General features: G+C 56.7%; 26 protein-coding genes and 1 tRNA gene. 13 read left to right on the top strand and 14 right to left on the bottom strand.

The annotated features are described in order from the left end of the window. Both NWV16_RS07550 and NWV16_RS07545 read left to right on the top strand, forming a co-directional pair. Positions 1–1515 (top strand): tripartite tricarboxylate transporter permease, encoded by a 1515-nt coding sequence (locus NWV16_RS07550; RefSeq protein WP_260522555.1) that lies wholly within the window; start codon positions 1–3, stop codon positions 1513–1515. Next, a complete protein-coding gene (locus tag NWV16_RS07545; RefSeq protein WP_260522554.1) occupies positions 1508–2536 on the top strand; it encodes an AbrB family transcriptional regulator in 1029 nt (342 codons plus the stop codon). Before NWV16_RS07550 ends, NWV16_RS07545 begins: the two co-directional genes overlap by 8 nt. A gap of 3 nt (positions 2537–2539) precedes the next feature. On the opposite strand, the gene ung is transcribed toward NWV16_RS07545, so the two are convergent. After that, complete coding sequence (gene ung, locus NWV16_RS07540; protein ID WP_260522553.1) at positions 2540–3235, bottom strand: uracil-DNA glycosylase; 696 nt, start codon at positions 3233–3235, stop codon at positions 2540–2542. Positions 3236–3367: 132 nt separating this feature from the next. On the opposite strand from ung, the gene NWV16_RS07535 reads away from it, so the two are divergent. Continuing rightward, positions 3368–4480, top strand: coding sequence for an enoyl-CoA hydratase/isomerase family protein (locus NWV16_RS07535; protein ID WP_260522552.1), 1113 nt, complete (start codon positions 3368–3370; stop codon positions 4478–4480). Positions 4481–4556: 76 nt separating this feature from the next. On the opposite strand, the gene NWV16_RS27725 is transcribed toward NWV16_RS07535, so the two are convergent. The 5 genes from NWV16_RS27725 to NWV16_RS07500 form a co-directional block, all read right to left on the bottom strand. Continuing rightward, positions 4557–10115, bottom strand: a complete 5559-nt coding sequence (locus NWV16_RS27725; protein WP_312846923.1) for a calcium-binding protein — start codon at positions 10113–10115, stop codon at positions 4557–4559. 2 nt (positions 10116–10117) lie between these two features. Further along, positions 10118–10978, bottom strand: coding sequence for a hypothetical protein (locus NWV16_RS07515; protein ID WP_260522551.1), 861 nt, complete (start codon positions 10976–10978; stop codon positions 10118–10120). A 46-nt stretch (positions 10979–11024) separates the two neighbouring features. Beyond that, positions 11025–12224, bottom strand: a complete 1200-nt coding sequence (locus NWV16_RS07510; RefSeq protein ID WP_260522550.1) for a glycosyltransferase family 4 protein — start codon at positions 12222–12224, stop codon at positions 11025–11027. A 201-nt stretch (positions 12225–12425) separates the two neighbouring features. Next, positions 12426–12800, bottom strand: a complete 375-nt coding sequence (locus NWV16_RS07505; protein ID WP_260522549.1) for a hypothetical protein — start codon at positions 12798–12800, stop codon at positions 12426–12428. Positions 12801–12978: 178 nt separating this feature from the next. Beyond that, positions 12979–13245 carry a hypothetical protein gene (locus NWV16_RS07500; RefSeq protein WP_260522548.1) on the bottom strand — a complete coding sequence of 89 codons (267 nt, stop codon included), beginning with the start codon at positions 13243–13245 and terminating at the stop codon, positions 12979–12981. Between the two features lie 207 nt (positions 13246–13452). Here NWV16_RS07500 and NWV16_RS07495 point away from each other — a divergent pair, with 207 nt between their 5' ends. The 9 genes from NWV16_RS07495 to NWV16_RS07460 all read left to right on the top strand — a co-directional run bounded on the left by NWV16_RS07495 (position 13453) and on the right by NWV16_RS07460 (position 20316). Next, on the top strand, positions 13453–14940 hold the full coding sequence (locus NWV16_RS07495; protein ID WP_260522547.1) for a sensor domain-containing diguanylate cyclase: 1488 nt from the start codon (positions 13453–13455) through the stop codon (positions 14938–14940). Between the two features lie 5 nt (positions 14941–14945). After that, positions 14946–15164 (top strand): cysteine-rich CWC family protein, encoded by a 219-nt coding sequence (locus NWV16_RS07490; protein ID WP_260522546.1) that lies wholly within the window; start codon positions 14946–14948, stop codon positions 15162–15164. 33 nt (positions 15165–15197) lie between these two features. After that, on the top strand, positions 15198–15890 hold the full coding sequence (locus NWV16_RS07485; RefSeq protein WP_260522545.1) for a pseudouridine synthase: 693 nt from the start codon (positions 15198–15200) through the stop codon (positions 15888–15890). A gap of 311 nt (positions 15891–16201) precedes the next feature. Then, positions 16202–17089 carry an alpha/beta fold hydrolase gene (locus NWV16_RS07480; RefSeq protein WP_260522544.1) on the top strand — a complete coding sequence of 296 codons (888 nt, stop codon included), beginning with the start codon at positions 16202–16204 and terminating at the stop codon, positions 17087–17089. A gap of 169 nt (positions 17090–17258) precedes the next feature. Further along, positions 17259–17332, top strand: a tRNA-Gly gene (locus NWV16_RS07475). A 212-nt stretch (positions 17333–17544) separates the two neighbouring features. Beyond that, positions 17545–17655: a type II toxin-antitoxin system HicB family antitoxin gene (locus tag NWV16_RS27800; protein ID WP_409519376.1), complete on the top strand. Its 111-nt coding sequence runs from the start codon at positions 17545–17547 to the stop codon at positions 17653–17655. A 181-nt stretch (positions 17656–17836) separates the two neighbouring features. Further along, entirely contained in the window at positions 17837–18154 is a 318-nt protein-coding gene (locus NWV16_RS07470) for a helix-turn-helix transcriptional regulator (RefSeq protein WP_248742821.1), read from the top strand. Further along, complete coding sequence (locus NWV16_RS07465; RefSeq protein ID WP_260522543.1) at positions 18147–19406, top strand: type II toxin-antitoxin system HipA family toxin; 1260 nt, start codon at positions 18147–18149, stop codon at positions 19404–19406. Before NWV16_RS07470 ends, NWV16_RS07465 begins: the two co-directional genes overlap by 8 nt. Before the next feature lie 181 nt (positions 19407–19587). Continuing rightward, positions 19588–20316 carry a class I SAM-dependent methyltransferase gene (locus tag NWV16_RS07460; protein WP_260522542.1) on the top strand — a complete coding sequence of 243 codons (729 nt, stop codon included), beginning with the start codon at positions 19588–19590 and terminating at the stop codon, positions 20314–20316. Positions 20317–20366: 50 nt separating this feature from the next. On the opposite strand, the gene tam is transcribed toward NWV16_RS07460, so the two are convergent. After that, on the bottom strand, positions 20367–21137 hold the full coding sequence (gene tam / locus NWV16_RS07455; protein ID WP_260522541.1) for a trans-aconitate 2-methyltransferase: 771 nt from the start codon (positions 21135–21137) through the stop codon (positions 20367–20369). Positions 21138–21335: 198 nt separating this feature from the next. Between tam and NWV16_RS07450 the strand changes: the two genes are divergently transcribed. Continuing rightward, positions 21336–21746, top strand: coding sequence for a low affinity iron permease family protein (locus NWV16_RS07450; RefSeq protein ID WP_260522540.1), 411 nt, complete (start codon positions 21336–21338; stop codon positions 21744–21746). A gap of 46 nt (positions 21747–21792) precedes the next feature. Here NWV16_RS07450 and NWV16_RS07445 read toward each other — a convergent pair whose 3' ends face one another. The 7 genes from NWV16_RS07445 to NWV16_RS07415 all read right to left on the bottom strand — a co-directional run bounded on the left by NWV16_RS07445 (position 21793) and on the right by NWV16_RS07415 (position 26680). Further along, positions 21793–22296: a DUF4142 domain-containing protein gene (locus NWV16_RS07445; RefSeq protein WP_260522539.1), complete on the bottom strand. Its 504-nt coding sequence runs from the start codon at positions 22294–22296 to the stop codon at positions 21793–21795. Positions 22297–22371: 75 nt separating this feature from the next. Continuing rightward, positions 22372–22527 (bottom strand): KGG domain-containing protein, encoded by a 156-nt coding sequence (locus tag NWV16_RS07440; RefSeq protein WP_260522538.1) that lies wholly within the window; start codon positions 22525–22527, stop codon positions 22372–22374. A gap of 115 nt (positions 22528–22642) precedes the next feature. Next, the gene (locus NWV16_RS07435) at positions 22643–23992 is read right to left on the bottom strand and encodes a bifunctional diguanylate cyclase/phosphodiesterase (RefSeq protein WP_260522537.1); all 1350 of its coding nucleotides are present in this window, start codon (positions 23990–23992) and stop codon (positions 22643–22645) included. Positions 23993–24068: 76 nt separating this feature from the next. Next, positions 24069–24707 carry a LysE family translocator gene (locus NWV16_RS07430; RefSeq protein WP_260522536.1) on the bottom strand — a complete coding sequence of 213 codons (639 nt, stop codon included), beginning with the start codon at positions 24705–24707 and terminating at the stop codon, positions 24069–24071. 60 nt (positions 24708–24767) lie between these two features. Beyond that, positions 24768–25184, bottom strand: coding sequence for a fosfomycin resistance glutathione transferase (gene fos, locus NWV16_RS07425; protein ID WP_260522535.1), 417 nt, complete (start codon positions 25182–25184; stop codon positions 24768–24770). Positions 25185–25187: 3 nt separating this feature from the next. Then, a complete protein-coding gene (locus NWV16_RS07420) occupies positions 25188–25907 on the bottom strand; it encodes a hypothetical protein (RefSeq protein ID WP_260522534.1) in 720 nt (239 codons plus the stop codon). 35 nt (positions 25908–25942) lie between these two features. Beyond that, on the bottom strand, positions 25943–26680 hold the full coding sequence (locus tag NWV16_RS07415; protein ID WP_260522533.1) for a hypothetical protein: 738 nt from the start codon (positions 26678–26680) through the stop codon (positions 25943–25945). Positions 26681–26683 lie beyond the last annotated feature (3 nt).

Below are 26683 nucleotides of genomic sequence, written 5' to 3'. Positions count from 1 at the left end.
ATGGATACGCTCGGATATTTGGGACAGGGCTTCGGCGTCGCGCTGAGCCCGTATAACCTGGTCACCGCGCTGACCGGTACGCTGATCGGCACCGTCGTCGGCCTGTTGCCGGGCCTGGGCCCGATCAATGGCGTGGCACTGCTGATTCCGATCGCCTTCGCCCTCGGTCTGCCGCCGGAGTCGGCGCTGATCCTGCTGGCGGCGGTGTACCTGGGCTGTGAATACGGTGGGCGGATCAGTTCGATCCTGCTGAACATTCCCGGCGAAGCTTCCACTGTGATGACCACCCTCGACGGCTATCCGATGGCCCGTCAGGGATTCGCCGGTGTGGCGCTGTCGTTGTCGGCGTGGAGCTCGTTCATCGGTGCGCTCATCGCCACCTGCGGCATGGTGCTGTTCGCCCCGCTGCTGGCGAAATGGGCCATCGCTTTCGGGCCGGCCGAATATTTCGTCCTGATGGTGTTCGCGATTGTCTGCCTGGGCGGCATGGCGGGTGACCGACCGCTGAAGACATTTATTGCAGCGCTGATCGGTCTGTTCCTGTCCAGCGTCGGCATCGACGCCAACAGCGGTGTGTACCGTTTCACCGGCGACAACATTCACCTGACCGACGGCATTCAATTCGTGGTGCTGGTGCTGGGCCTGTTCTCGATCAGCGAAATCCTGTTGCTGCTGGAGAAAACCCATCGTGGCCAGGAAGCCGTAAAAGCCACCGGACGGATGATGTTCAACCTCAAGGAAGCGGCGTCGGTATTCGTGGTGAACATTCGTTGCGGTCTGCTCGGCTTCATCATGGGCGTATTGCCTGGCGCCGGCGCGACCCTGGCCAGTGCCGTGGCCTACATGACCGAGAAACGCATCGCCGGTGCCGACGGCAAATTCGGTGAAGGCGACAAGCGCGGTCTCGCCGCCCCGGAAACCGCCATCGGCGCATCCGCCTGCGGCGCGCTGGTGCCGATGCTGACCCTCGGCGTACCGGGCTCAGGCACCACGGCAGTGATGATCGGTGCGCTGTCGCTGTACAACATCACCCCGGGCCCGCTGCTGTTCCAGCAACAACCGGACATCGTCTGGGGCCTGATCGCTTCGCTGTTCATCGCCAACATCATGCTGGTGATCCTGAACATCCCGATGATCCGCATCTTCACCCGCATCCTCGCCGTGCCGAACTGGGCGCTGGTGCCGGTGATCGCAATCATTACCGGGATCGGCGTGTACGCGGTGCATGCCACCACGTTCGACCTGTTCCTGATGGTCGGCATCGGCATCTTCGGTTACATCCTGCGCAAACTGGACTTCCCGCTGTCGCCGGTCCTGCTGGGATTCATCCTCGGCGGCCTGATGGAGCAGAACCTGCGCCGTGCGCTGTCGATCTCCAACGGTGCGCTGGAAATCCTCTGGTCGAGCCCGATCACCTTCGGTGTCTGGATCCTGACCGCGATCATGCTGTTTATGCCGCTGCTGCGTATCTGGCGCAAACGTTCGGTCGCCCGGCGCGCCATCGCCGATGTCTGATCGGTCCTTCAAAACCTGGTGGGGAACGCCGCTGGTCGGTCTGCTTGGCGGTTTCATCGCCAGCCAGATCGGCTGGCCGCTGCCGTGGATGGTCGGCTCGTTGCTGGCGATCATCCTGGTGCGCTGCCTGACCCCTTGGCAACTGACAGAAATCCCTGGCGGCCGCAAGTGCGGCCAGTGGATCGTCGGGATCGGCATCGGCCTGCACTTTACCCCACTGGTGATGGAGCAGGTACTGAGCCACTTTGGCCTGATCTTCTTCGGGGCGCTGGTCACCAGCCTGTCGGCAGTAGTCGGCGTATGGCTGATGCGCCGTACCGGTGAGGATCGCGCCACGGCGTTTTTCTCCAGCATGCCCGGCGGCTCCGGTGAGATGGTCAACCTCGGCGCACGCAACGGCGCACTGCTCAGCCATGTCGCGGCCGGGCAAAGCCTGCGGGTGCTGGTAGTGGTGCTGTGTGTGCCGGCGGCATTCAAATATCTGCTGGGCGATGGTGCCTCGATTTCTCACGCCGGCAGCGTCGATTGGCGCTGGCTGGCGTTTCTGTTTCCGGCGGGCGGTCTGCTCGCCTGGCTCTGGCAACGTCTGCGCCAGCCCAATCCGTGGCTGTTCGGGCCGTTGCTGGTCAGCGCGGCGGTGAGCATCGGCTGGGATCTGCACATCGGTCTGCCCAATGGCGGCAGCCAGATCGGCCAGTGGCTGATCGGCAGCGGACTCGGCTGTCATTTCAACCGGCAGTTCTTTCGCCGCGCACCGTCATTCATGGGGCGTACGTTGATCGGCACGGCGCTGACCATGTTGATCGCCACATTGGCGGCGCTGGGACTGAGTGCAATGACCCATCTGGATCTGCGCTCGCTGACCCTGGGCATGATGCCCGGCGGGATCGCCGAGATGAGCCTGACAGCGGAAACCCTGCAACTGTCGGTACCGCTGGTGACGGCGATGCAGGTGATGCGGCTGCTGTTCGTGTTGTTTCTGGCGGAACCGTTGTTCAAGTACTGGAACCGCCAGCCCTGACGATCAGACGACGGCGGGCAAGCGCCACTCGATCGGCGCTTCGCCGTTCTGCTCCAGGAACTTGTTGGTACGGCTGAAGTGCCCGCAGCCGAGGAAGCCGCGATAGGCCGACAGCGGCGACGGATGCACCGAGGTCAGTACCAGATGCTTGGTGGCGTCGATCAGCTTCTGTTTGCTCTGGGCATGGGAGCCCCAGAGCATGAACACCAGATGCGGCTGCCGCTGGCTGACCACTTCGATGATCCGGTCGGTGAAAAACTGCCAGCCCTTGTCCTTGTGCGCGTTGGCGTTGGCGCGCTCGACGGTCATGGTGGTGTTGAGCATCAGTACCCCCTGATCGGCCCAGCTCTGCAGATAGCCATGGTTGGGGATGTCGATGTTCAGATCGCGTTTCAATTCTTTATAGATGTTGACCAGCGACGGCGGCGCCGGCACGCCCGGCTGCACCGAGAAGCACAAGCCGTGGGCCTGGCCGGGGCCGTGGTACGGATCCTGACCAAGGATGACCACCTTCACCTTGTCCAGCGGCGTCGAGTTCAGCGCATTGAAAATCAGCGGGCCCGGCGGATAGATTTCCTTGCCGGCCGCCCGCTCCTGCTGCAGAAAAGTGCGCAACTCTGCCATGTAAGGCTGGTCGAATTCGGCACGCAGTGCCTCCTTCCAGCTCGGTTCGAGTTTGATACGGTCGTCAGCAGTCATGGTCATACCCGGCAAAAACAATGGGGCGAACCCTAGGAAAGCCGACCACGCTTGTCAATTGATCTGACGCAGATCCGGCACTTTCCCACACAGCGTTCATACTGATCGTTCAAATTCCCGATCGAGGTCACGATGAATCTGCACTTCGAAGAACTGACCGGCACCGACGGTGCGCGCATCGGCGTGGCCACTCTCGATGCCGAAAAATCGCTCAATGCGCTGTCCCTGCCCATGATCCATGCACTGAACGACAAACTGAGCGTCTGGGCCAAGGATCCGCAAATTGTCTGTGTGCTCTTGCGCGGCAACGGTGCCAAGGCCTTCTGTGCCGGTGGCGAAGTGCGCAGTCTGGTGGAAGCCTGTCGTATGCATCCCGGCGAAGTACCGCCGCTGGCTGCGCAGTTTTTCAATGCCGAATACCGCCTGGACTACAGCCTGCACACCTACCCGAAACCGTTGATCTGCTGGGGCCATGGTTATGTGCTCGGTGGCGGCATGGGTCTGTTGCAAGGTGCGAGCATTCGCATCGTCACACCGAGCAGTCGACTGGCGATGCCGGAAATCAGCATCGGTTTGTACCCGGATGTCGGTGCCAGTTGGTTTCTGTCACGTCTGCCGGGCAAGCTCGGTTTGTTCCTCGGCCTGACCGGCGCGCACATGAATGGCCGCGATGCACTCGATCTGGACCTCGCCGACCGTTTCCTGCTCGACGAACAGCAGCAGGAACTGATCGACCGCCTGCTGCAATTGAACTGGCAGGAACAGACCGCCATGCAGCTCAACAGTCTGCTCAAGGCGTTGCAGCAGGAGGCCGTGGCGCAAATGCCGGAAGCGCAATGGCTGCCGCGGCGGCAGCAGATCGATGAATGGCTGGATGTCAGCGACGTGACCTGCGCCTGGAAAGCCCTCAGCCTGCAACGGGACAGCAACGACCTGCTGGTTGCCCGGGCGGCGAAAACCATGAGCGAAGGTTCGCCACTGACCGCGCATCTTGTCTGGGAACAGATCGTGCGCGCCCGGCACTTGTCGTTGTCTGAAGTCTTTCAGATGGAATACACCCTGAGCCTCAACTGTTGCCGGCATCCTGAGTTCAGCGAAGGGGTTCGGGCGCGGCTGATCGACAAGGATCAGAAACCGCACTGGCATTGGCCGGACATTACCCGGGTGCCGGAAGCGGTGGTCGAGGCGCACTTTCACAAGGTCTGGGAGGGACGGCATCCGTTGGCGGATCTGTCGCAGTACTAAAGCCGATCGTTACCCGCGATTACAGTCTCTTGAGCTCTGTCGCGGGAAACTCGAGCCCAACGCGAATTGGCTGCGATCAGGCATTCAACTGGTAAAACTCGATTATTTCCTTCATGGCCTGCACCGACTCTTCATCATTTTTCGACAAGATATCCTCTACATCCCGTAACGGAGGTAGAGGGTGTAAAAGCTCAGCGAATTGATTCGCCGTGTAGTTTTGAACGGCTCCATCCTCTCCTAGGACACTGATGAAGCTGATAGCGGCATCACCCCTCGAAAAGTGTCCGGAGACACGAATCTTTGGAGACACGCCATAACTGACTACGATGACGAGATCATCCTGCTCTCGGTGAAACTTGAGTTGATCAATCGATAGCCCGACTTCCGAAAAATCTATACCGTCAGTTCCACCGCCTGCATTGATTACCAAGTCTCGCCCGAGCCCATCGTATTTATACACATCATTACCCGCGCCACCGGACAAGGTGTCATTGCCAGCCCCGCCGTAGAGAACGTCATCGCCTGAACTGCCGCAGAGCAGATCATCTCCTTGCATTCCCCTTATTTCACCAGCCCCGCGGAGGGTGTCATTACCGCGACCACCCACGAGCGGCAGAAAATGATTGTCTCGGAAAGACTTGACCTGAGCAGCGTCTTGAACGGTGATGCCGTGATGATAAGTATCGGGTGCAATGCCTGATCGACTGACGAGGTCTTTGAAACTGATGCTCGACCCGTCGGAAAACCTCACTCTTTCAATTCCGGAACCACCGAGATCATTCGGACGGGGCAAAACGATTCGTACTTTTTGAGTTCCGCCCCATCCGATATCGAGTGTCGTATACAGCATCCGGGCCCGAGGCGGCTGGCGATAAGCACTGCGTGGTGGAGCGGGTAACAATTCAATATTTACCGCTTCAATCAATACCGCCCCCCAGCTTAACTGCAACTTGGCCGGCTTCGCCTCATCCGGAAGAATGACGGTATCAATATCAAGCCCCCCGAACTCGTCACTCCATCCGGAAGCTCCAACCTCAGGGCTCAAAAACACCGGGGCAAGCACGTCCGCAATAAAGGTTGTTGCGCCATCATGCGCTTGAACTATGTAAGTGTCGGGACCGTTTTCGCCGTAAAGCCAATCTTCTCCCGGCCCACTGACCAAATAATCGCCCCCCGCAGACCCAAGCAATGTGTCGTTGCCTGCGCCAGCCGATAGAAACGCACCCGGGATCCTGTCGTTAACCTCGCCATACTCAAGCACTGAACCGGCATAGGTCGCGATCAAGTCATCTCCTGCACCGCCATGAAAGAGATTTCCCACCTCGAGATTTACCCTGCCGCCAGCGTCACTGCCATGAACAGTTTTATGTTTGATCGTTTGGTTAGTCGTACTCCAACGAAACGCTCTAAGAACAGTTTCATGACTTTCAAAACTTCCAGCGGGATAGACGTACCACCCCTGAATGGCGCCCGAGGAGTCTCTGTCTTCAACGACGGCGTCACCTGAATTTAACGAAAACCCCGAATAACTCGAGCCCGATGGATAGTACTCTGGCTTTTGTTTCGGTAATTGAGCCGCTTCAGCTTTTACAGGCTTGAACGTGGTTTTCGTTGCAGAGATTGAGGTCTGTTCACTCACTACGGCGTCACCGGCAATAGCTCCCATCCACTCAGGTGTCCTGGAGAGAAATCCGACTTCGACGTCGTCACGGATCAGCTCGGCGCTAATGACATAACCACTTTCATCGGTAGCAATATGACTTCTAACCCACACACCCTGATCGTTCAGTGCAAATCCTGACACCTGCCTGTCCGCTGAGCGCTTCGCTTTTAGCTCCGAGAGAAAATGGTTATCCCACCCGGTATGACGACTCGTTTTACTACCCTCCCTTTCAGTAGAAGCGGATGTGTCATCGGGCGGTGTCTGGACGACTGCTACACTCTCACTCTCAATGTCCCGCACTTTTCCGGCATCGGGCACTGTAGCAATTGTCATGGACTGATCCGTAGCATCTACCGGTTGCACCGTTAATTTGATTACATCCTGGAAATTCAGGACCACACCATCGTTGAACCTGAAAGTCGAACCTGCCCACTTTTCATGGTGACGAATCAGAAGCGCGTCACCCATACCATTCGACAGACGCAACACCGTGCCCACATCAAGATTGACGATCTCGGCCTGCAAGTTCTGCTCAGCAAATCCAGCGCCAAAATGTACGACATTGTTGCCACCTGTATCAGTAACGACATCCAGACCATCGCCAACGCCAAAGTAAAAAACATCGTTACCCTGCATCCCTTCCAGATAATCGTTACCGGCACCACCTTCAAACACGTTATCGCCAGGGCCGCCGCGCAAATAATCAACACCCTCGCCGCCAACCAACGTGTCGTTTCCACCACCGCCCAGCAAAGTATCGTCGCCTGAGCCGCCATCAAGATAATCAGCGCCATGTTCCGCTTCGGATGTTTGCTCGTAGTCACCCATCAAAAAGTCATCATCGGCACCACCCAAAAGCGTATCGGCGCCCAAACCTCCCCAGAGCGTATCGTTTCCTGCATCACCTTGAATGTGGTCATCGTTGGTTCCGCCCGCTTTCAAGCCAGGCTCATCACCATCCAGAGCATCTGCATCTGATCCACCTATCAGAGTGTCAGAGCCACCCAGTCCACGGAGTGTGTCGTCTCCCGTACCGCCATCAAGATAATCATCACCGTGATAACGAACCGGGTGTTCATGGTCATCACCGACCAACTCGTCGTTACCACCGCCACCGAAAAGCGAATCATCGGCACCGCCGCCCCAAAGGGTGTCATTTCCTTCGCCGCCATCCAGAAAATCACTTCCGAAAAAGTCTGCGGCATCACCCGCAACGCCTCGCAGTATCTCGTCATCACCTTTCAGTACATCATTGCCGCTGCCACCGTACAGCACGTCGCTACCACCGTTGCCGGCAAGGGAGTCATCGCCACTGCCACCCACCAACAAATCGTTGCCATGATGCCGGCTGTCGAGACCGCCACCCCAATCCAGGTTGTCTCCCAGCAATGTGTCATCGCCACTCCCGCCAGCCAGCGTGTCATTACCTTCCCCGCCGGACAGCGTGTCATCGTCACTGCCGCCATCGAGCAAGTCATCTCCCCAGCCGCCATTCATAAAGTCTTGGCCACTCTGGCCATAGAGAACGTCGTTGCCGCCCTCCAAGGGACGATTCAATGAGGACTTGTCAAAGACAGTGCGCATGCTGATAACGCCATCGACAAGTGGAACATTGACGCGCCTGACGCCCCAGCCTTGCTCATGTGATCCAGTCGTCTCATCACCGGATAAATTGTCATCACCTGCTCCCCCGATCAGCGTGTCCCGGCCATACCCACCGAGAAGCACATCTCGCGAAGCCGTGCCGACAAGCAGGTCATCACCCGGCCCGCCATCCAGCCAATCGCCACGGCTGGTCTTTCCCTTGGTTGCATCGGCAAAGGCCTTTTCCAGCGTCGACGGTTTGTCGCCGAATAAACGATCGTTACCTTCCTTGCCGAACAGTCGATCAGATCCGCCAAGACCAACGATGAGGTCGTCTTTCGGTGATCCGTATAGCAAATCGGCTTTGTTCCTCTGCTTGACGTTGGGCATAAGCAGGGCGTTGCCCAACTCATCATAAGAAGGTTGATCCCCACGAACATTCGGGTCGGTATCTTTAACTTTCCAGTCGCCTTGAAGAATCAGATCGGGAGCAGAGAACGTCTGGCCCCGATAATCAGGAAGATCAATGCCGAGCATCCCCGGCGCGAAATTCTTTACGACGATGAGGTCGTTCGGTCCGTATTTGATGTTCAGCGTGTTTTCAGCCGGATCCTCAATGAGCGTCAAAGTGATCGTTCGATCTTCCGTCAGCCAGATATTGCTGAGCGGAGCGCTGCGCTCAAGGGCCGGGATTGGAAGTCCGTTTATCAGTAACGCGTCATCAACGTCCGCCTCAAAGATCTCGTCTATCCCATCTCCGCTGGAAAACTCATACCGATCCTTTCCCGACCCACCGGCCAGAAAGTCATTGCCCCTGCCACCCACCAAAACATCATTACCCGCCATCCCGTACAACGCGTCGTGCCCTTCGCCTCCAGTCATAGAGTCGTTACCGCTACCCGCCTGGATAACGTCATTACCGGACAGCCCACTGATTGAATCATTGCCACCACCGCCGTAAAGATGATCGGTATTTGCCCCGCCACCGAATGATCGTCCGCCGTCATCGCCAAACATGACCAGAGGGTTGGAGACACCTGTGGTCATCGGCGCCTGTTTGCCCGACGCCAAATCCGAATAGGAAAAGGTCTGGACAGTATTTCGACCGAACGATCCATTGGTTCGGGAAATCAGCCGGGCCAGCATTTCAGAGCGATCGGCAAGCCATTGCTCAGTGATGAAGCCCTCCCCCGTTTCGGGATCGTAAAGCTCCAGTCCGCGTCCTGAAAAACCATCGGATCGTTCGATCACGATTTCACTTAACTGCTGGAGAGAATTGCGTAACGCGACGCCGATGGGCGTTGCCTGGGTGGCCAACTGGGCCCAGTCACTGGCGCTGCCGTACTCGCCAATGGTTCTGGTAACGATGCGCTGAGATTGAGACGGAGAAAATGCGGAGAAAAATGTGTAAGCGTTGGAGGCGAAGGTTTCATCGGTGGTAGGCGTGGCGGCCGAATTTCCGTCGTAGGTTCGCCTGAGCATGTCAAAAAAATCATTCAGGTTATATCGCAATATCAGGCTGACAATAGGTGAAATGGGCGTACCTTTCACCACGTGCTGAATAAGCGGATTGATGCTGCCGCTGGCAAGAGCGATATTTATCTGTTCGGGCAGGACCGAGAACAGGCTTTCGACCATATTCAACCCGAAGTTTTTGATCACTGCCTGCAAGGCTATACCGTATGAATCCACGGCAAACAGAATATTCTTTAGGTCATCCAGCCTGTTGAACCTGGCAAGACCATGATTCCCTTTTATATGGGAATCCGGATCACCGGCGGAGATCAATCGCCAGGTTTCATAGGGTTTTTCTCCACCCAACAGGCTGAAGCCGATTGTTCCAGACCATCCCGCATTACGACTGGTAGCCGTATCAATATCACCAACAACTTGACGAAATAATACTCTACCAATAGCGCTTGCATCGATTGCTGCAATTTGGCTTATGGTGGGCACAGTCCATGGCGCCAAACCATATTCAACGGAGCCTTTTACCAGCGTATTCATGAGATTGACCGCCACCTGATTAGATGACTCTTGCATCTTATAATCACTGAATTTTCTATTTAACCTTAACTCCCCTTGCCGCTGGGTATACGCTCGGATCAACGCAGAGTAAGCACCCACTCCGCCATTTGCATCAATTGCCACATCGAGCCAAAGTTTGGCATCTTTAAAAATACCCATTACGTTCTCATCGAACGCAGAACCGTCTAAAATCTTTTCATCCAGGATATTTGACAATATGCGGTAAAGTGCAACACAGCTTCGCCCCTCCACTGCCATCGCAAAATACTCTTCCTCCTCGACATTGAATTCCATTCCCTCACAAACATTTGCAGCCTGCAAAATTTCCGATCTTTCCAAATCACTGAATATATAGCTCATATTTACTTCCCTGTAATAATTGAATGTGAAAGATAGTCACTGACAGCCTTAAGCGCTTCTGGAGCACCCCGCAAACCCTCGGTACCCAAATGTATACGAGCATCCCCACCTGCAAAATCGAAATGGTGCAACCCGACCGTACAATACGCACGCAAACTCCCAAACTCCAAATTCTCCAACTGCTCCTTATTCATTTTCAAAAGATAGGCTTTACTCAAACCGCTTGCAGAAGCTTTAGATTCTAGCGAATTTAAACCTTCACAATTTATCTTCCGTGGCGTTCCATCATGCCGACGCCAGTCGCGCATAACAAAAAGTCGAACAGAGAATTCATTTTTGATACTGGGTGGAGGCGCGGTAAGCCAAAGTTCCAGGCCTGGATAATTTTTCAGCTTAACAATCAGTTCATCCGGCCAATCCACATGCCGCCCGCCCATGTTGTGCGGTGCCGTGGTATCCCTTCTGGTGAAAAGCCTGGCGGTAACGTGGAAATGCGTCCAGCTGCTGGGTGGTTCTACCCCAAGAGTTTCATACACAGGAAACAGTTCTTTTCCCGTCCACCAGAATGACCCATCAAGAAGATCGGCAATACAGGAACCGTCGCTCCTTAATGTCGATCCAAAATGGAACCCGGGAATCCTTGTCCGGTCCAGCAGACTGCCGCCAAGGATAGGAACCTGCTCCATACCCGCCAGTTTCCTGCTGCACTCCTCCTGTTTTTTCTGATAAATCGCCCGCTTTTCTGCAGCCTCTTCCCACCGGATATAGAAGTCGACCATCCAATAACAGATCGCTAGCAACAGTCCATATTTAACCGCCCGTCTGCACTGACGAAAAACTTCCTTGCGAGACATCTTCAGCATTTCAAATCTCCATTTTAAAATGATCAATCACGTCACTTGAAACAACTCACCTCATCAACTCCTTGAACACTTCGAAGTAGCCGCTTACTCCTTTAACCACATCGAATTCGCTTGCCCTCAATCTCGCCGCGTCCTTCATGGATTCAAAATCACCGAAAGACGTTAAAACCCTGCACACTGCCGTGGCGATTTCTTCAACATCAAAAAAATCCACAAGTATTCCGTTGACTCCACTCTCGATAACTTCCCGTACGGGAGCGGTATCTGAGCCGACGACAACACAGCCAGACGCCATTGCCTCCAACAGAGACCACGACAGTACAAACGGATATGTCAAATACACGTGAGCCTTTGAAAGACTCAGAACCGATCTATATGTTTGATAAGGCAACTTCCCCACAAAGTGAACCCGGGAAATATCAACATCCACTTCCGCGAGCATCTTGCTGCGCCAGTTCGGGTATCCAACGGGCATCCGTCCATAACTGACACCCTCTCCGCCTATTACAATAATTTGCGCATTCGGGAATATTTCCTGGATACGAGGAATGGCTCGCATAAAACTATGAAACCCACGATACGGTTCAAGATTTCTGGCGACATAAGTCACAACAGGCTGACCTGATATAATCGTGCACCCGTCAGGCAAAGTTACGGACTTTAAATTTTCCGAATCAGCAACCTGAACAACACCTTCGTGAATGATGCGAATTTTAGATTGATATGCTTTCGGAAAAAGGCTGCGCTGCCAGTGTGTGGGTGCAATGCCGACATCACATTGCTCAATATTCAAAACATGCATCGAATTCAAGATTCCGAGCCTTGAAGACACATCGATCGCACAAGGAAACTCGGGATCAAAATCAGAGTCTGCTCCATGTGCTCGGTAATAGTATTCACACAAATGCACAAGAGGCACTTCCGGATACACATCCTTGACAAATAGAGTTTCGCCCCACCCTGGATGTGCGAGTATTACATCAGGCCGAAAGCCTGCTTTATTAAGCCCCAACAATATTCTTTTAACTTGCTGCCCATCGGAAACAGCCTCCTCATACTTACGTAAACAAGCATGAACGCCGTAAATATTTTTTCTTGATGGCCTATATCGATAAAACTTCACACCGGCAACACCTGGCGCCGTATCGCGCCCAACTGCTACGACTCCCAGACGCCTGCGCAATGCTTCCAACGCCACATGACGAAATTGACCGGGAAAATTTTGATGAATGATAAGAAGATTCATATCTGAGCAATATCCCGCGCTTACATCTCCCTGAAATTGAAGTTTTTCAACATCAACGTATGCATACAAACGCTAACAAATGTTCAGAAATAAAACTGTAGGAGGGTTCCGAGAACCTGTTAGGAGATGGTTCGATACACGTTATTGCCGAAAAACAGGCAAAAAAAAGCGGCGCTCAATGCGCCGCTTTTTTGCGGGGAGTTACCAGCGGTTGCCGCGCCAGTGATCGCCACGACCGCGATGATCGTCCCAGCCACCACGACGATGGCCATCCCAGCGTCCACGATCATCGCCGTGCCAGCGGCGGCTCTCGTAGTAGCGCGGGGCCGGTTGGTAGTAACGCGGCGCCGAGTAATAACGTGGCGCCGGCTGGTAATAGCGAGGAGCTGGCTGGTAGTAACGCGGGGCTGAATAGTAGGTGCTGCCACCGCTGTAATAGGTGCCACCGCTGTTGTAGTACGACGGAGATTGGGAGGTATAGACCTCTGAGGTGTAATAACCCTCACCGTAGGAGTAAGGGACACAACCGCCAATCGAAAAAAGCATCACGGCAAGCAGAAGAATTCGGCGATACATGGCGGCCTCCTGGACCGCGGGTAGCCACACCAGCGACGCTGGCAGGCGTCAGTCTTTCATTCGGCGACTGACGAAACATCTGACAGCGTTTTCCGAATCTGGTGCGTTTCTGTAACAAGTTGAAACATGTGATTGATGAAACCTTGTTCACGAAAACATCGACTCATTCAGCCGCTGATTAATGGTGGTCACCGTGATATCCGCCGCCGTGATAACCCCGTCCGTACCCTCCGCGATAGCCATGGCCTCCATAGTAGTAATAGCGCCCGCCACCGTAATAGCGCGGGCCGTAATAGCCACCGTAGTAATAGGGAGAGTAATAGCCGGGGTAATAATAGGTTGCGGGGTAGGCATCGTAGCTGCCGGCGTAGTAATAACAACCGGACAGCCCAAAACCGAGCACTGCTCCCAGCAGCACTCGACGCAGCAATTTTGCAGTACTCATGACGGCCTCCTGGAAGACCTGTGACAGCAGTCGGCACAGACCGGCTGACAACGGATTTGACTGGCTAATCGCTGCCGAGTGCCAACTTCCATCGCCCGTCGGATCAGCGGCGCAACAGGCTGCTCATTTCAGGCCAATATGCCGCAACCTTTTCCCCGTCACTGCCACTAGAATGCTGCCATCGGGCCACCGTCAACGGAATTGCCAATGCCGCTCAGATCTGCGTTTTACTCCCAACGTTCGCTGGTACTGACGCTGGTCGCCCTCCTCGGCGCAGGCTTCCTCGCCACCTCGCTGCTCAGCTACTACGCCTCTCGAGCCTCGATCCGCGACAACATCGTCAACACGGAACTGCCGCTGACTTCCGACACCGTTTATTCGGAAATCCAGAAGGATCTCGTCAGACCGATCCTGATTTCCTCGATGATGTCCCGCGACACCTTCATGCGCGACTGGGTGGTGAACGGCGAGAAAGACAGCGACCAGATGACCCGTTATCTCGACGAGGTCATGACCCACTACGGTGCCTACACCGCATTCTTCGTCTCCAACAGCAGTCACACCTACTACCACGCCAAGGGTGTGCTCAAGCAGGTGAAGATCGACGAGCCGCGCGACGCCTGGTACTTCCGCGTGCGCGACATGAAAGATCCGTACGAGATCAATGTCGACCCGGATCTGGCCAACAAAGACAACATGACCTTCTTCATCAACTACAAGGTGTTCGATTACAACGATCGCTTCATCGGTGCCGCCGGTGTGGGGCTGACGGTGGACGCGGTCATCAAGCTGATCGACAAGTATCAACAGCGTTATCAACGCAGCGTTTACTTCGTCGACACCTTTGGCCGACTGGTACTGACCGGCGCCGAGGGCGGGCCGGAAGGTGCGCGGGCCGGCAAAAGCCTGACAGATCTCGACAGCATGAAAGGCCTGGTCAGCCAGTTGCCCAAACCCCATAGCGGCAGCTACGAATATTCCGCCCACGGTCAGGGACATTTCCTCAATGTGCGGTTCATTCCAGAGCTGAACTGGTATCTGTTCGTCGACAAACGTGAAGACGGCGCACTGAGCGAGATTCGCCAGTCGCTGTACCTCAATCTGTTGATCTGTCTGCTGGTGACCTTGATCGTGCTGTGGCTGGTCAACCGCTTGATCAAACGCTATCAGGACAAGATCCACGCCCAGGCCACCCTCGACAGCCTCACTGAACTGCCCAACCGCCGCGGCTTCGACCTGCTCGCCGCACAGGCCCTGCAGGAAGCGCATCGCGAGCCGAAACCACTCACCGCATTGCTGCTGGATCTGGACCACTTCAAAGAGTTGAACGACACCTACGGCCACATGGCCGGTGATCAGGTTTTGATCGGCTTTGCCCGGGACCTGCAAAGCTGTCTGCGACATTCCGATATCGTCTGCCGTTGGGGCGGTGAGGAATTTATCGTTCTGCTGAAGGACACTGACGGCGAGACCGGTCAGAAGATTGCCGAGAAGATCCGCCGACACGTCGAACAGCATGAATACGCCTACAACGATCACACCCTGAATCTGACAGTCAGCATCGGCGCCACCACCCTGCAACCGGATGACACCTTGCACAGCCTGCTGTCCCGGGCCGATCATGCGATGTACCGGGCCAAACAGACCGGCCGCAACCGCACCTGCATGGAAATGCCTCACTCTGCCTATGCCTGACGACCATGAACAAACCTGACCTCTGCCCGGCCTGCGGCGCCCGCAACGACTGCACCCTGGCTGATCCACGTACCGCCGACCGTGCCTGCTGGTGCTACGGCGTTTCCATTGACCCGGCGGTCCTCGAAGCCCTGCCGCCGGAACTGCGCAATGAATCCTGTCTGTGCCCGCGTTGCGCCCGGGTCGAGGCGCAACTGCAAGCGGCCAGGTCGTCGATAACGTAAGATGCGCCCCCCGTCCCCTGCCAATTCCTGATCATGCGCGTCGACCGCTTCCTCAGTAACCTGCCCCGCTACAACCGCAAGCAGGTTCGCCTGTTGCTGGTGGAAAAGCGCGTGCGCATTGACGGAAAAGTCGTCAGCGACCCCCACAGCGAAGTCTTGGAATTCAGCCGCGTCGAAGTCGACGACGAAGTGCTGCAAACCGGCAAACCGGCGCGCTACTTCATGTTGCACAAACCCCAGGGCTGCGTCAGCGCCACCCGCGATCCCGAGCATCCGACCGTGCTCGACCTGATTCATGAGCCGGACAAGGACGACTTGCATATTGCCGGGCGCCTGGATTTCAACACCACCGGCCTGATGCTGATCACCAACGACGGCAGCTGGTCGCGGCGTCTGACCCAGCCCCAGACCAAACTGCCGAAGGTCTATTACGTCGAGACCGAACAAGAGATCGGCCCGGAATATGCGATCAAGTTTGCCGAAGGGATCTACTTCGCCTTCGAAGACCTGACCACCCAACCGGCGCAGCTGGAAGTGCTCGGCCCACGAACGGCACGGCTGAGCATTGTCGAGGGGCGCTACCATCAGGTGAAGCGCATGTTCGGTCTCTTCAACAACAAAGTGCTGCGCCTGCACCGCGAGTCCATGGGTCTGCTGCACCTGGACAACGCGCTAAAACCGGGCGAATACCGAGCCCTGCGCACCGAAGAGATCCATTTGTTCTGAGCCGCCGACCGCTCAGCAGAAGTTGTCGAACAATTTGCCAACGGCACTTGCGCGATCCGGATCCCCCTGCTTGAATCAGGACGTCGGCCAAATTGTGACCGATGAGTCACATACAACATCCAAGAAACCTTTTGCCGGTAGAGAGCCCTCAGGGCCTCGCCTCAGCCGGCAGATTGCCCGCCAATAACAATACCCGTCGACCTGCCGTTCCGGATCGACATGGGCTCCAAATTCCAGGCGTATGCCTACCTGTCACAAAGCTCGTGCAATCTCTATTTGCGCGCATACCCGCTTGCCAGGAGTCTTATGACATGAGGCCAGAAATCGCTGTGCTGGATATACAGGGTCAGTATCGGGTTTACACGGAGTTCTATCGCGCAGACGCCGCGGAAAAGACCATTATTCTGGTCAACGGCTCGATGGCCACGACTGCGTCGTTTGCACAGACCGTGAAAAATCTGCACCCGCAATTCAACGTGGTCTGCTACGACCAGCCCTACGCGGGCAGGTCGAAAGTCCACAATCGTCACGAGAAAATGCTGACGAAGGAAATCGAAGCCCAGATTCTCCTGGAACTGATCGATCACTTCGCCGCCGAGCATGTGCTGTCGTTTTCCTGGGGCGGCGCCGCGACCATGGTCGCCCTTGCACACCAGCCACGGCGTATCGAAAAGGCCGTGATCAGTTCCTTCTCGCCAGTGATCAACGAACCGATGCGCGACTACCTCGAACGGGGCGTGAATTATTTGAGCAACCTGGATCGCAACCGCGTCGGCCATCTGGTGAACAACACGATCGGCAAGCACCTGCCATCCCTGTTCAAGCGTTTCAACTATCGTCACGTCAGCAGCCTCGCCGAGCACGAATACGGGCAGATGCACTTTCACATCAGCAATGTGCTGAACAGTGATCGCCAGTGCTATCTGAATGCAGCGAAAAAGATCAACGTGCCAGTGCTGTTCATGAACGGCGAATGGGACGAATACACCGCCGCCGAAGATGCCCGGCTGTTCGGCAACCACGTGGCGCAAAGCACCTTCACCACCCTGCAGGCCACCGGGCACTTCCTCGACATGGAACACAAGTCCGCTTGCCGGGACAGCCAGAACGCCCTGCTCGGCTTCCTGAAACCTGCACAGCAGCCCATGAGCCGAACGCGTCACCCGTTTGTCCAGGATCACCATGCATTGGCCGTTTGAAACAACGTCGTCGCGAGCGAGCCTGCGGATCTGAGATAAAGTCGTCCTCCAGCCCGCAGCGCTTGCCCGCGATCGACCGATCCGGCCCTGATTCAGGCTTTTGCGCTCGCCCCACGCAAAGAAAACTTCAAATCCGTGGCCGAGTCTGGTACAAAGTCAGCCGCTCCGAGCGGGTGTCGTATAATGGCATTACTCCAGCTTCCCAAGCTGATAACGAGGGTTCGATTCCCTTCACCCGCTCCAATCGAATTCATGTCCCGCGTCGTGGTTTGGCGGGGGATGCGCAAACAGAAAAAACCGGCCTTGATGGCCGGTTTTTTTGTGCCTGTGATTTGTAGCGCAAAAGCCCGCTTTTGAACCATTCAGAAACTACACGTTGATTGAATTCAACCCGTCTTCCCTTACGCTCGTGACAATCCGAACTCATTTCGTGAGCGCTCCGAAGCGTTCAGGCGATACATCCCGGTAACCGTGAATTCGCATGGCGAGTTGAGTTGCCAGACCTCCCTGGCTGCTTCTCGACCGGGGACACCCAGGAACAGGCGATTGAGATGGTCTCGAAGTAATGCTCCACGTAAAGCCAGATTGGACTGCTTACAAACTTGAAATTTAATTATGCATTATTATGGCTTATCGACATGAATCGAGGTTAACTCCTATCAAAATGGATTTAACTGATTTGACGCACTGAAGGTTAACTCTATAATTTTGGGTATTGACTGACCTTTATGCGACATAAGGCACACCATGCTGGAATTAAGCCTCAGCAAACCAAGCGAGATCGTCAAGCGGCTCTGCCAACGCCTGCGCACAGAGCGGATAGCCCTGCAAATGACACAAGCCGATGTGGCTGCTCGCGCCGGTGTCGGCACCAATACGGTGGCCAACCTTGAAGCCGGGCGTAATGTCAGTTTCGAAACCGTGGTCCGTGTAGCCATGGTTGTTGGGCGTGTCCAGGAAGTCGAAGATCTGTTCTTGCCAAAACTGGACAGCCTGGACGACATCCTTCGCTATGAAGACAGTTCCAGGCGTCAGCGCATTAAAAGGAAATCAGGAAATGCTTGAACGAGTGGACGTCTATTACGACGGATGGGGTGAACACTGGCGGTGGGGCACACTCGTTTCCACGACGGCAATCACCGGTCGTCCACTGATCGTGTTCGAGTACAGCGACGAGGCAAAGAGCAGAGGCCTGGAACTGTCGGCGTACAGGCTGCCATTGGAAGGTCCCAAGTTACGGCGTGACTTTCCGTCCCATCAATTGGGTTTGCCTGGACCTGTCTACGATTCGCTGCCGGATGGCTGGGGCATGCTGCTGATGGATCGCTTGTTCAAGCGGCGCGGCCTTAACTCCGCACGCATCGGCCCGCTCGCGCGTCTCGCTTACATTGGCAACAGTGCTATGGGCGCAATGTCATTCGAGCCGGTGGCGCCCGAGGCGCTGGAGCCGCAAGTTGAGGTCTCCATCGATCTGTTAGCGGCTGAGGTGCAGGAAGTTCTCAATGGTGAAGGTGGTGAATTCTTGCAACGGCTGTTGCTGGTGGGTGGCTCTCCGCAGGGTGCCAGACCAAAAGCCTTGGTCTATCGCGATCCGCAAACCGACACCTATACCACCATAGCCAGATCAGGCTTCGAAGCCTGGCTGGTCAAGTTTCCCGCGCGGCAGGAGCATCCCGAGGTGTGTGCCATCGAAATGGTCTACGCCGAATGCTTGCGGATGTGTGGAATAAAGACACCTGACACTCAGTACTTCAGCCTGCCAAACGGGCTGGCAGCGTTTGCTACCAAGCGCTTTGATCGCGAAAACGACTTACGCGTGCCTATGCAAAGTCTCGCTGCCTTCACTGCCGCTGATTTCCAGAATGCCGGAGCACTGGACTACGTCAATTTCCTGCGTGCAACTCATCTGTGCACCAATGACGTAAGGGAGAAAGCGCTCGCGTTTGAGCGTGTAGTTTTCAACGTCGCGTTCAATAACCGAGATGACCACCCAAAGAACTTCGCCTACATCATGTCGGAATCCGGCCAATGGAAGCTGGCGCCAGCCTACGATGTAACCTTCTGCGAGGGTCCCGGCGGTTACCACCAGATGGACGTAATGGGCGAGGCATTGGAAATCGGGCGAAAAGCCATTCTCGATCTTGCAGAAGAAGCAGAGGTTTCGTCTGAAACGGCCGACGCTGTCATCGCCCGATTCTGCGAAGTGGCCGACCAGTTCGCGGCGATGGCCGAAAAGATGTATCCCGGCGTCATCACTCAAGACACGTTGCAAACCATCCAGAAACGAATCGATGAGAACGTAGAGCGGCTACGCTGAGTTGCTTACAGATCCTCAACACTCGTTCGGTTCTCACGCTCACCCCGACCCGCTAGCATTTCCCCGTCACCCACCACCCTCCCCCTGCGCGGCCATCGACGAATACGCGCCATCACATTTCGAGGGACTTCAAATCGTGGCCGTTGAGCCACCCGAATCAAATTCAGACGAGCACCCGACCATGACCCAGAACATTTACGACAACCCCGAATTTTTTCAGGGTTACAGCCAGTTGAACCGCTCCCTCGGCGGCCTCGATGCCGCACCTGAATGGCCGGCGCTGAAGACCTTGCTGCCCATCCTGCACGGTTTGCAGGTGGTGGATCTGGGCTGCGGCTATGGCTGGTTCTGCCGCTGGGCCAGCGAACAAGGTGCCGCCGACGTACTGGGGCTGGATGTCTCGGAGAAAATGCTCCAACGGGCGAAGGAAACGACGTCAGCCGCGAACATCCGCTACGAACGTGCCGACCTGGAACAGCTCGATTTGCCTGCATGCACTTTCGATCTGGCCTACAGTTCGCTGGCGCTGCACTACATCAAGGATCTCTCGGGGCTGTTTGCCAGGCTGCATGCCGCACTCAAACCCGGTGCGCATTTCGTGTTTTCCATCGAGCACCCGATCTTCATGGCGCCGCGCAATCCGGGCTGGCTGATCGACAGCGAGGGTAACAAGCGCTGGCCGCTGGACAGTTATCAGAGGGAAGGCGAACGGGTGACGAACTGGCTGGCGGACGGGGTGATCAAGCAACATCGCACGGTCGGGACACTGCTCAACGCATTGATTGGCGCCGGATTCACGATTCAACACGTCAACGAATGGGGCCCGAGCGATGCAGAAGTGGCCGCGCAACCGGCCCTCGCCGAAGAACGCGAGCGGCCGATGATGATGCTGGTCGCCGTACAGCGCTGAATTTTCAGATCATCTGTGGAGAGGGAGCTTGCTCCCTCGCCACGGGGTATCTAGCGTGTGGCGATGATGAACAATCGCGGAAACGGCAACAGCACCGAACCATCCGCCATCGCAGGATAAGCCTTCGCAACCTCCGCCAGATAACGCGCCAGATATTGCGCCCGCTCCGCCTCGGTCAGCGGGCTGAGGAACGGAATCAGACCGCTGCCCTTGAACCACTCGACAACGCCTGAAGCCCCGTCCGCCAACTGATGGTGATAGGTGGTGCGCCACACATCGACCCGCGCACAATGCGCACGCAACATCGAAAAATAAGCACTGGCATCCGCCATCTCGGTCCGCTGCCCTGCCGCGCCGGCCAGCTTGCTGGCCCATGGCCCGTCGGCAGCCACTTCGCGCATCAAGCGATGGGATGGCTCGTTGAGGTTGTCCGGCATCTGGATCGCCAGAGTGCCGCCCTGCGCCAGCTTGCCCGCCAGTGCCGGCAACAACGCCGCGTGATCCGGCACCCACTGCAACACCGCGTTGGCGAAGATCACATCGAATGGCCCTTCATCGGCCCACGTATCAATGTCCGCCACCTTGAACTGCAACTGCGGCAGACGCTTGCGTGCGGCCTCGATCATGTCCTTTGAGCTGTCGAGCCCCTGCACGTTCGCCCCCGGAAAACGCTCCACCAGAAGCTCGGTCGAGTTGCCGGGGCCACAACCGATATCGACCACGGAGCGTGCTCGCTGTGTGGGAATCGCCGCCAGCAGGTCACGGGCCGGGCGGGTGCGTTCATCTTCGAAAGCGACGTATTGTCTGGCGGACCAGGTCATTGCGTTCTCCTGTCTTGGACGTTTTGGCGAAACATGGAAAAGCGACTGCCGTCACGATACAGCGAACTTGCAGGCCTGCCTTCCCCTACCTACGTCCGATAACGCCGGTCTGGCAGTGAACACCGAGATTTGTAAGTAGAATTTTCGCCACACCTCAGATGTCTGAATTTCAAGCGCCCCTCAATAAGGAACAAGGTCATGAAATTCGCAAAGATTTCGCAAACGCTCGCACTCTGGGCCGGCAGCCCCAAGACGTTCATGGGAGCTTTGATTCTGATTGGACTATGGGGACTGAGCGGGCCGATTTTTCATTTCAACGACACCTGGCAACTGATCATCAACACCTCGACCACGATCATCACGTTCCTGATGGTGTTCCTGATCCAGAACACCCAGAACCGCGACACCGACATTCTGCATTTGAAGCTCGACGAACTGTTGCTGGTAACCAAAGAGGCACAGAACGCAATGCTCGGGCTGGAAGCGCTGGATCTCAAACAACTGGAAGCCTTGCGCAAGCACTACCGTACATTGGGCGAAGGCGAAGTTTTCAACCTGGAGGGGTTGGGAGAAAAGAGCAAACCGAAGCAGGACTTGAATGATTGCTGAGCAGAAAAAACGGCGCATCGAGCGCCGTTTTTTGTTTAACCCGGCTTCAGCGACTGGCTTGCAGCGCTCGGGCCATTTCCAGATGGCTTTGCAGCTTCGGCAGGGTCTCGTCGGCGAAGGCCTTGATTTCCGGCACGTCGGTAGTCCGGGCTTCCTGCTGGATCTGGTCGATGGCTTCTTCGGTGGCTTTGACCTGGCTGGCGGCGTAAGCCTGATCGAAAGACGCGCCGTCCTTCACCTCCGGAATCAACGTCCTGGCCTTGTCGGCGAGTTCTTCGCGAGGGGCCACCGGCAGATCGAGTTTTTTGGCGATTTTCGCCAAATGCTGGTTGGCCGTGGTGCGGTCGTTGATGACCACGATGGTGTAATCCTTGACCTCTTTCGATTCGGCCTTGCCGTGCGCCTGACGGCTGGCTTCGATGTCGGCCATGCCTTTGGCCGAGGCTTCGTTGATGAAGTCGGCGGGCGACTGGGCAAATGCGCTGCTGGCACACAGGCCCAGCAGGCTGACAAAACTGATGCGGCGTACTCGGGTGGCCATCCGGCTCATGGTCGCGCCCTCCTTCTCGGCAAATTCAAGCGGGAGCTTGCGCCCCCGCCTCTCAATCAAAACAACCTTCGCCGACTACTTCGATTTCTGAGCGGGCTTGCGGCCCATTTCGGATTTAGGCTCTTTGTCGACAGTCGTGGTGGTGGTTTTCCCACCTTTGCGACCGGCTTCAGAGGCCTTTGTTCGATCGTTGGCGAAGTTTCCCGAGTTCGAGTTTCTTGAGTTAGGCATGATTCTCTACCTCTTGGTATTGATCGTAAGCGAGCTGTTGCCCGCCTAAGTTGAGAAAAACACGGCCCTCAAAGGTTTATAAAAGTTGCCGCTGCCGCGACGAACGGCCAGGCCGTCAGATACCCCGGGCCTGATGATTCTGTCTTTTGGCGGCATACATGGCTTGGTCAGCGTGGCGAAACAGCTGCTGCTCGTGATGGCCATGTTCGGGAAAGCGCGCAACTCCGATGCTCGGTTCGATGTTCAGGTTGTGCCCGTCCAGGCGCATGGGTTGCACCAGTACCTGTCGGATCTTTTCCGCCACGCTGTCGGCATCGTCAGGGGCATGGACGCTGTGCAGCAATACCACGAACTCGTCACCACCGATCCGTGCCACGGTGTCGGTCTCGCGTACGCAGCCCTTGAGGCGGTTGGCCACGGTCTGCAGCAACATGTCGCCGACGCCGTGGCCAAAGGTGTCGTTGACCTGCTTGAAGCGATCCAGATCGACATACAGCAGCGCCATGTGCCCCGATGTTTCCCGAGCGCTGGCCAGCGCAGCCTTCAGCCGATCACGCAACAATTCGCGATTGGGCAATTGGGTCAATTGATCATATTGCGCCATGCGTCGCAGACGGGCGTGCAATTGCTGGCGCTCGATGGCTGTGGCGACCTGGGCGCAGACGTATTGCAGCAGTTCTTTGTCGCGCTCGGTGTAACGCTCGCCGCCGGGCAGGCTTTTGACGATCAGGGCGCCGATGGTGCCGTTCTTCGAGTTCAGCGGTACGCCGAGCCAGCACGGTGATTGCTGCCCGGCCACCAGCGCTTCGAAACCCGGCGGTGCCTGCGGGCAATCCGGGGTCAGCAGGATCGGCTGGCCGCTGCGGATCACCTCGGCGCACAGGCGCCCGGTCACCGTGCCCGGTTGCTCCGGTTGTGCCTCGTCATCGTCAACGTGATAGGGAAAATCCAGCTTTGCACAGTGCTCGTCGTACAGCGCCACGGAAAAATTCAGCGCCGGCAGCCACTCACCGATGATCGTGTGGATGCGTTTGAACAATGCCAGCAGATCTTCCGCCGCATGGGCCGCTTCGGAGATCGCATACAACGCCGCCTGCCGGGATTCGGCAAGTTTGCGCTCGGTGATGTCCCGCGCCACGGCAATGCGCAATTGATCGACTTCCGACCAGCGTGCCGACCAGAGGATGTGCACGATACTGCCGTCCTTGCGCACGTAGCGGTTTTCGAAATTGTGCTTGGGCTCGCCGCCCATGATGTCTCTGGCAGCGGCCAGGGTGCGATCCCGGTCGGCGGGATAGACGTAGTCGATCATCGACTGACCGATCAGTTCGTCAGGGGTGTAGCCGAGAATCCGCTCGCAGGCCGCGCTGACAAAAACAAAGCGACCTTGTTTGTCGACCGCGCAAACGGCGTCCAGCAACAGATCGATGTAACTCGCCAAGGGCGCAGAATTTCGGCTTTCCATGGTTCAGCGTGGGTGTCCGGTAATGCAGCACTGATCAACCGTCCCTGACCTCGACCTCGCATCCCGGCGATTTCTTTCAAGCCTTGTTCGGCATCAGCCCCGGCAGCGCATGCACCAGCGCGTTGATGGCGAAACCGATGAACATTACCCCGCACAACCGGGTAATGGCCAGTTCATGGCGCTGATACAGCGTACGCACCTGACGGGCGCCGACAACGCCAATGAGAATAGCGTAGGCGAGCAATCCGCCGAGGAAACTCAGGGCAATCAGCATGGGCAGCATCGACCAGTTGAGCAGTTCGGCACGGCTCGAAAGAAGCGCGGTGAATGTCGCCACCGCCACCGGGTAGGCCTTGGGGTTGGTCAGGCCGAACAGGATGCCGTGCCAGAACGGCTGGCGCGCCGCGCCCTGGGGTTGATCGCCGTTGCTGCGTTTGGCCCGCACGGCGCGCCAGCCGAGCCAGAACAGGTACAGACCGCTGAGCACACCGAGCACATCGAACGCGGTGCTACCGATTTCCCGGGCGCCGACAATCGCGATCAGCGCGGTGCTGCACCAGATCACATCGCCCAGCAGATGCCCGCACAGAAACCCTGCCCCGGCCCGACGACCGCGCGCGGCGCCGATGCCGAACACCGCAAGGACACCCGGCCCCGGCGTGATGCCGTAGATGAAACCCGAGGCCAGCACGGCCATAAGCAACGATGGAGTCATGAAATACCTGCAAACGCCGCAAAACGTGGCCGCCAGTCTAGCCCAGCGGTTTGTGAATATTCACGACTCGTTGAAAAAACGCATCCCGGCGTAGGGCTTTTGCCGACACGCGGCCAGCCGCGAGGCCAGATCGCCGACGTGGGCCTCGAGCTTGTGCCCGTCCGGGTCGAGGAAGTAGAACGATGCGCCTTCGCTGCGGTTGTCGCGCCATTGCGGCACGTTCGCGGCACGAAGCTGATGCACGAACAGCGGGAAATCCGCAGCGCCGAGGCTGAAGGCGTAGTGGGTGTAGTCGGCGCCGGGCTCGGATTGGCGTTGTGCATCGAGGGAGAGACACAACCACAAGCCCGGAAGCGACAAGTAGGCACCGGCGTCCCACGTGGCCTCGACCCGCAAGCCCAGCACGTCGCGGTAGAACCCGAGGCTGCGATCCAGGTCGGTGACGGCGAGGGTCAGGTGATTGAGGCCGGTGAGCATCGGTCAGTAACCTCTGAGGTCTTCGGGGACGGTGTATTGCTTGCCGTCGTAGGTCAGGGTGATTTGGGTGTTTTTCAGGTTGGAGGTTTTGGAAACGCACTCTTTGCCTGACTGGGTCGAGGTGTACACCACACCACTTGAGGAAACGATCAGGTCAGCGAAGCCATTATGGCTGGATGGGCCGATTTCCACGGTCCTGAGGATTTTCGTGTCTTTGGTATCGCACTCACCGCTAACCTCGCCAAATTCCTTGCGAATGACCAGGCCTTCCAGCACCGGTCGCAACTTGCTGCCTTCGCGGACATACAGCGCCAGATCGGTTTTCGCGTAGGGATTGGCTCTTGAAAGCTGGTCGGCAAAATCCGACCGCAGGCCAAAGGCGCGAACGTCCGACGCCAGACGATATCGAGCGGTATCGATCTTCAAGTCTTCGAAGCTGATCGCGTCGGAGTTGTAGGCACCGGGTTTGACGTAAGTCGCCAGAGGCTTGGCATTGGCGGCGTTAAGAAGCGACAGTTCCAGGTCGAACACGCCGTCGTGATCACCTTCGGAGTCGGACACGAAGGTGGATTTGGCCGAGATCGCCTTGTCCGGGAAGGCCGGCCACACTTTGCAGCGTGACAGGGAGTGACCGTCGAATTTCTTTATCTCACAGGCGGCGTGGGCCTGAGTGGTAACGGCCAGAAAACCGAGGGCGATGAAAAGTCGGGTCGGGGTGAGCATTGTTCTTCCTTGAAATAAGTCGCGTTGGCTCTGTATCACTCGATGGCTTTGAAACCTTTAGGCAAGACATATGATTTGCCGTCGTAGTGAAGGGTTGTCAGTTCAGGGGAGCTGACATGGATCTTGTCTTCGCAAGTATCGCCTTCGACGACATTGGTCGTGTTTGTCTGCCGGGTTTTGATAATCAGATCGGCATAACCATGGGAGCTGGTCTTGGCGATTTCTACTGTTCTGGTCATCTCAAATCGCTCGCCAGTGCAATCACCGTCCCATTCGCCGCCGTACTCGTAAACCACTAATTGACTGAGCACAGGGCGTAACTTGTCGCCTTCTTTTACAAAAAGAGAGAGGTGCGTTTCCTCAAGCGGATTGAGGCGAGAGGCATTGGTGAACTGCACGCGAACACCAAACGCCCGTACCTCTGGAGTCAGCTTGTAGCGCGCGGTATCGAGCGAGATATCTCGCAATGTCACCCCATCCGAGAAGAAAGCGGAGGCTTGGTGATAAGTGGCAACCGGTTCCGTTTGGTCGCTTTTCAAGACAGATAAAGTGAAATCATAGGTGCCGCTCGTATCGATAGCACCCGGCCCGGACCTGCGCTGAAATTTCGCATTCGCGTTGATATTCAATCCCGGAAAGGCCGGCCACTCCTTGCACACGGAGAAATCCAGGTCACCGTTCACCGGCGCAGGCAAACAATCCGCCAACACCGCCCCCGCCATCAGCGCCCCGCAAAGCGCCAGCCCCACCGTCACCACAGACTTCACTGTCACGCC

This window comes from Pseudomonas sp. BW7P1, from assembly GCF_024981055.1.
GTDB classification, from domain to species: Bacteria; Pseudomonadota; Gammaproteobacteria; order Pseudomonadales; family Pseudomonadaceae; genus Aquipseudomonas; species Aquipseudomonas bananamidigenes.
Note: the sequence above shows the minus strand (reverse complement) of the source record. Positions and strands in the feature narration are given on the sequence as shown.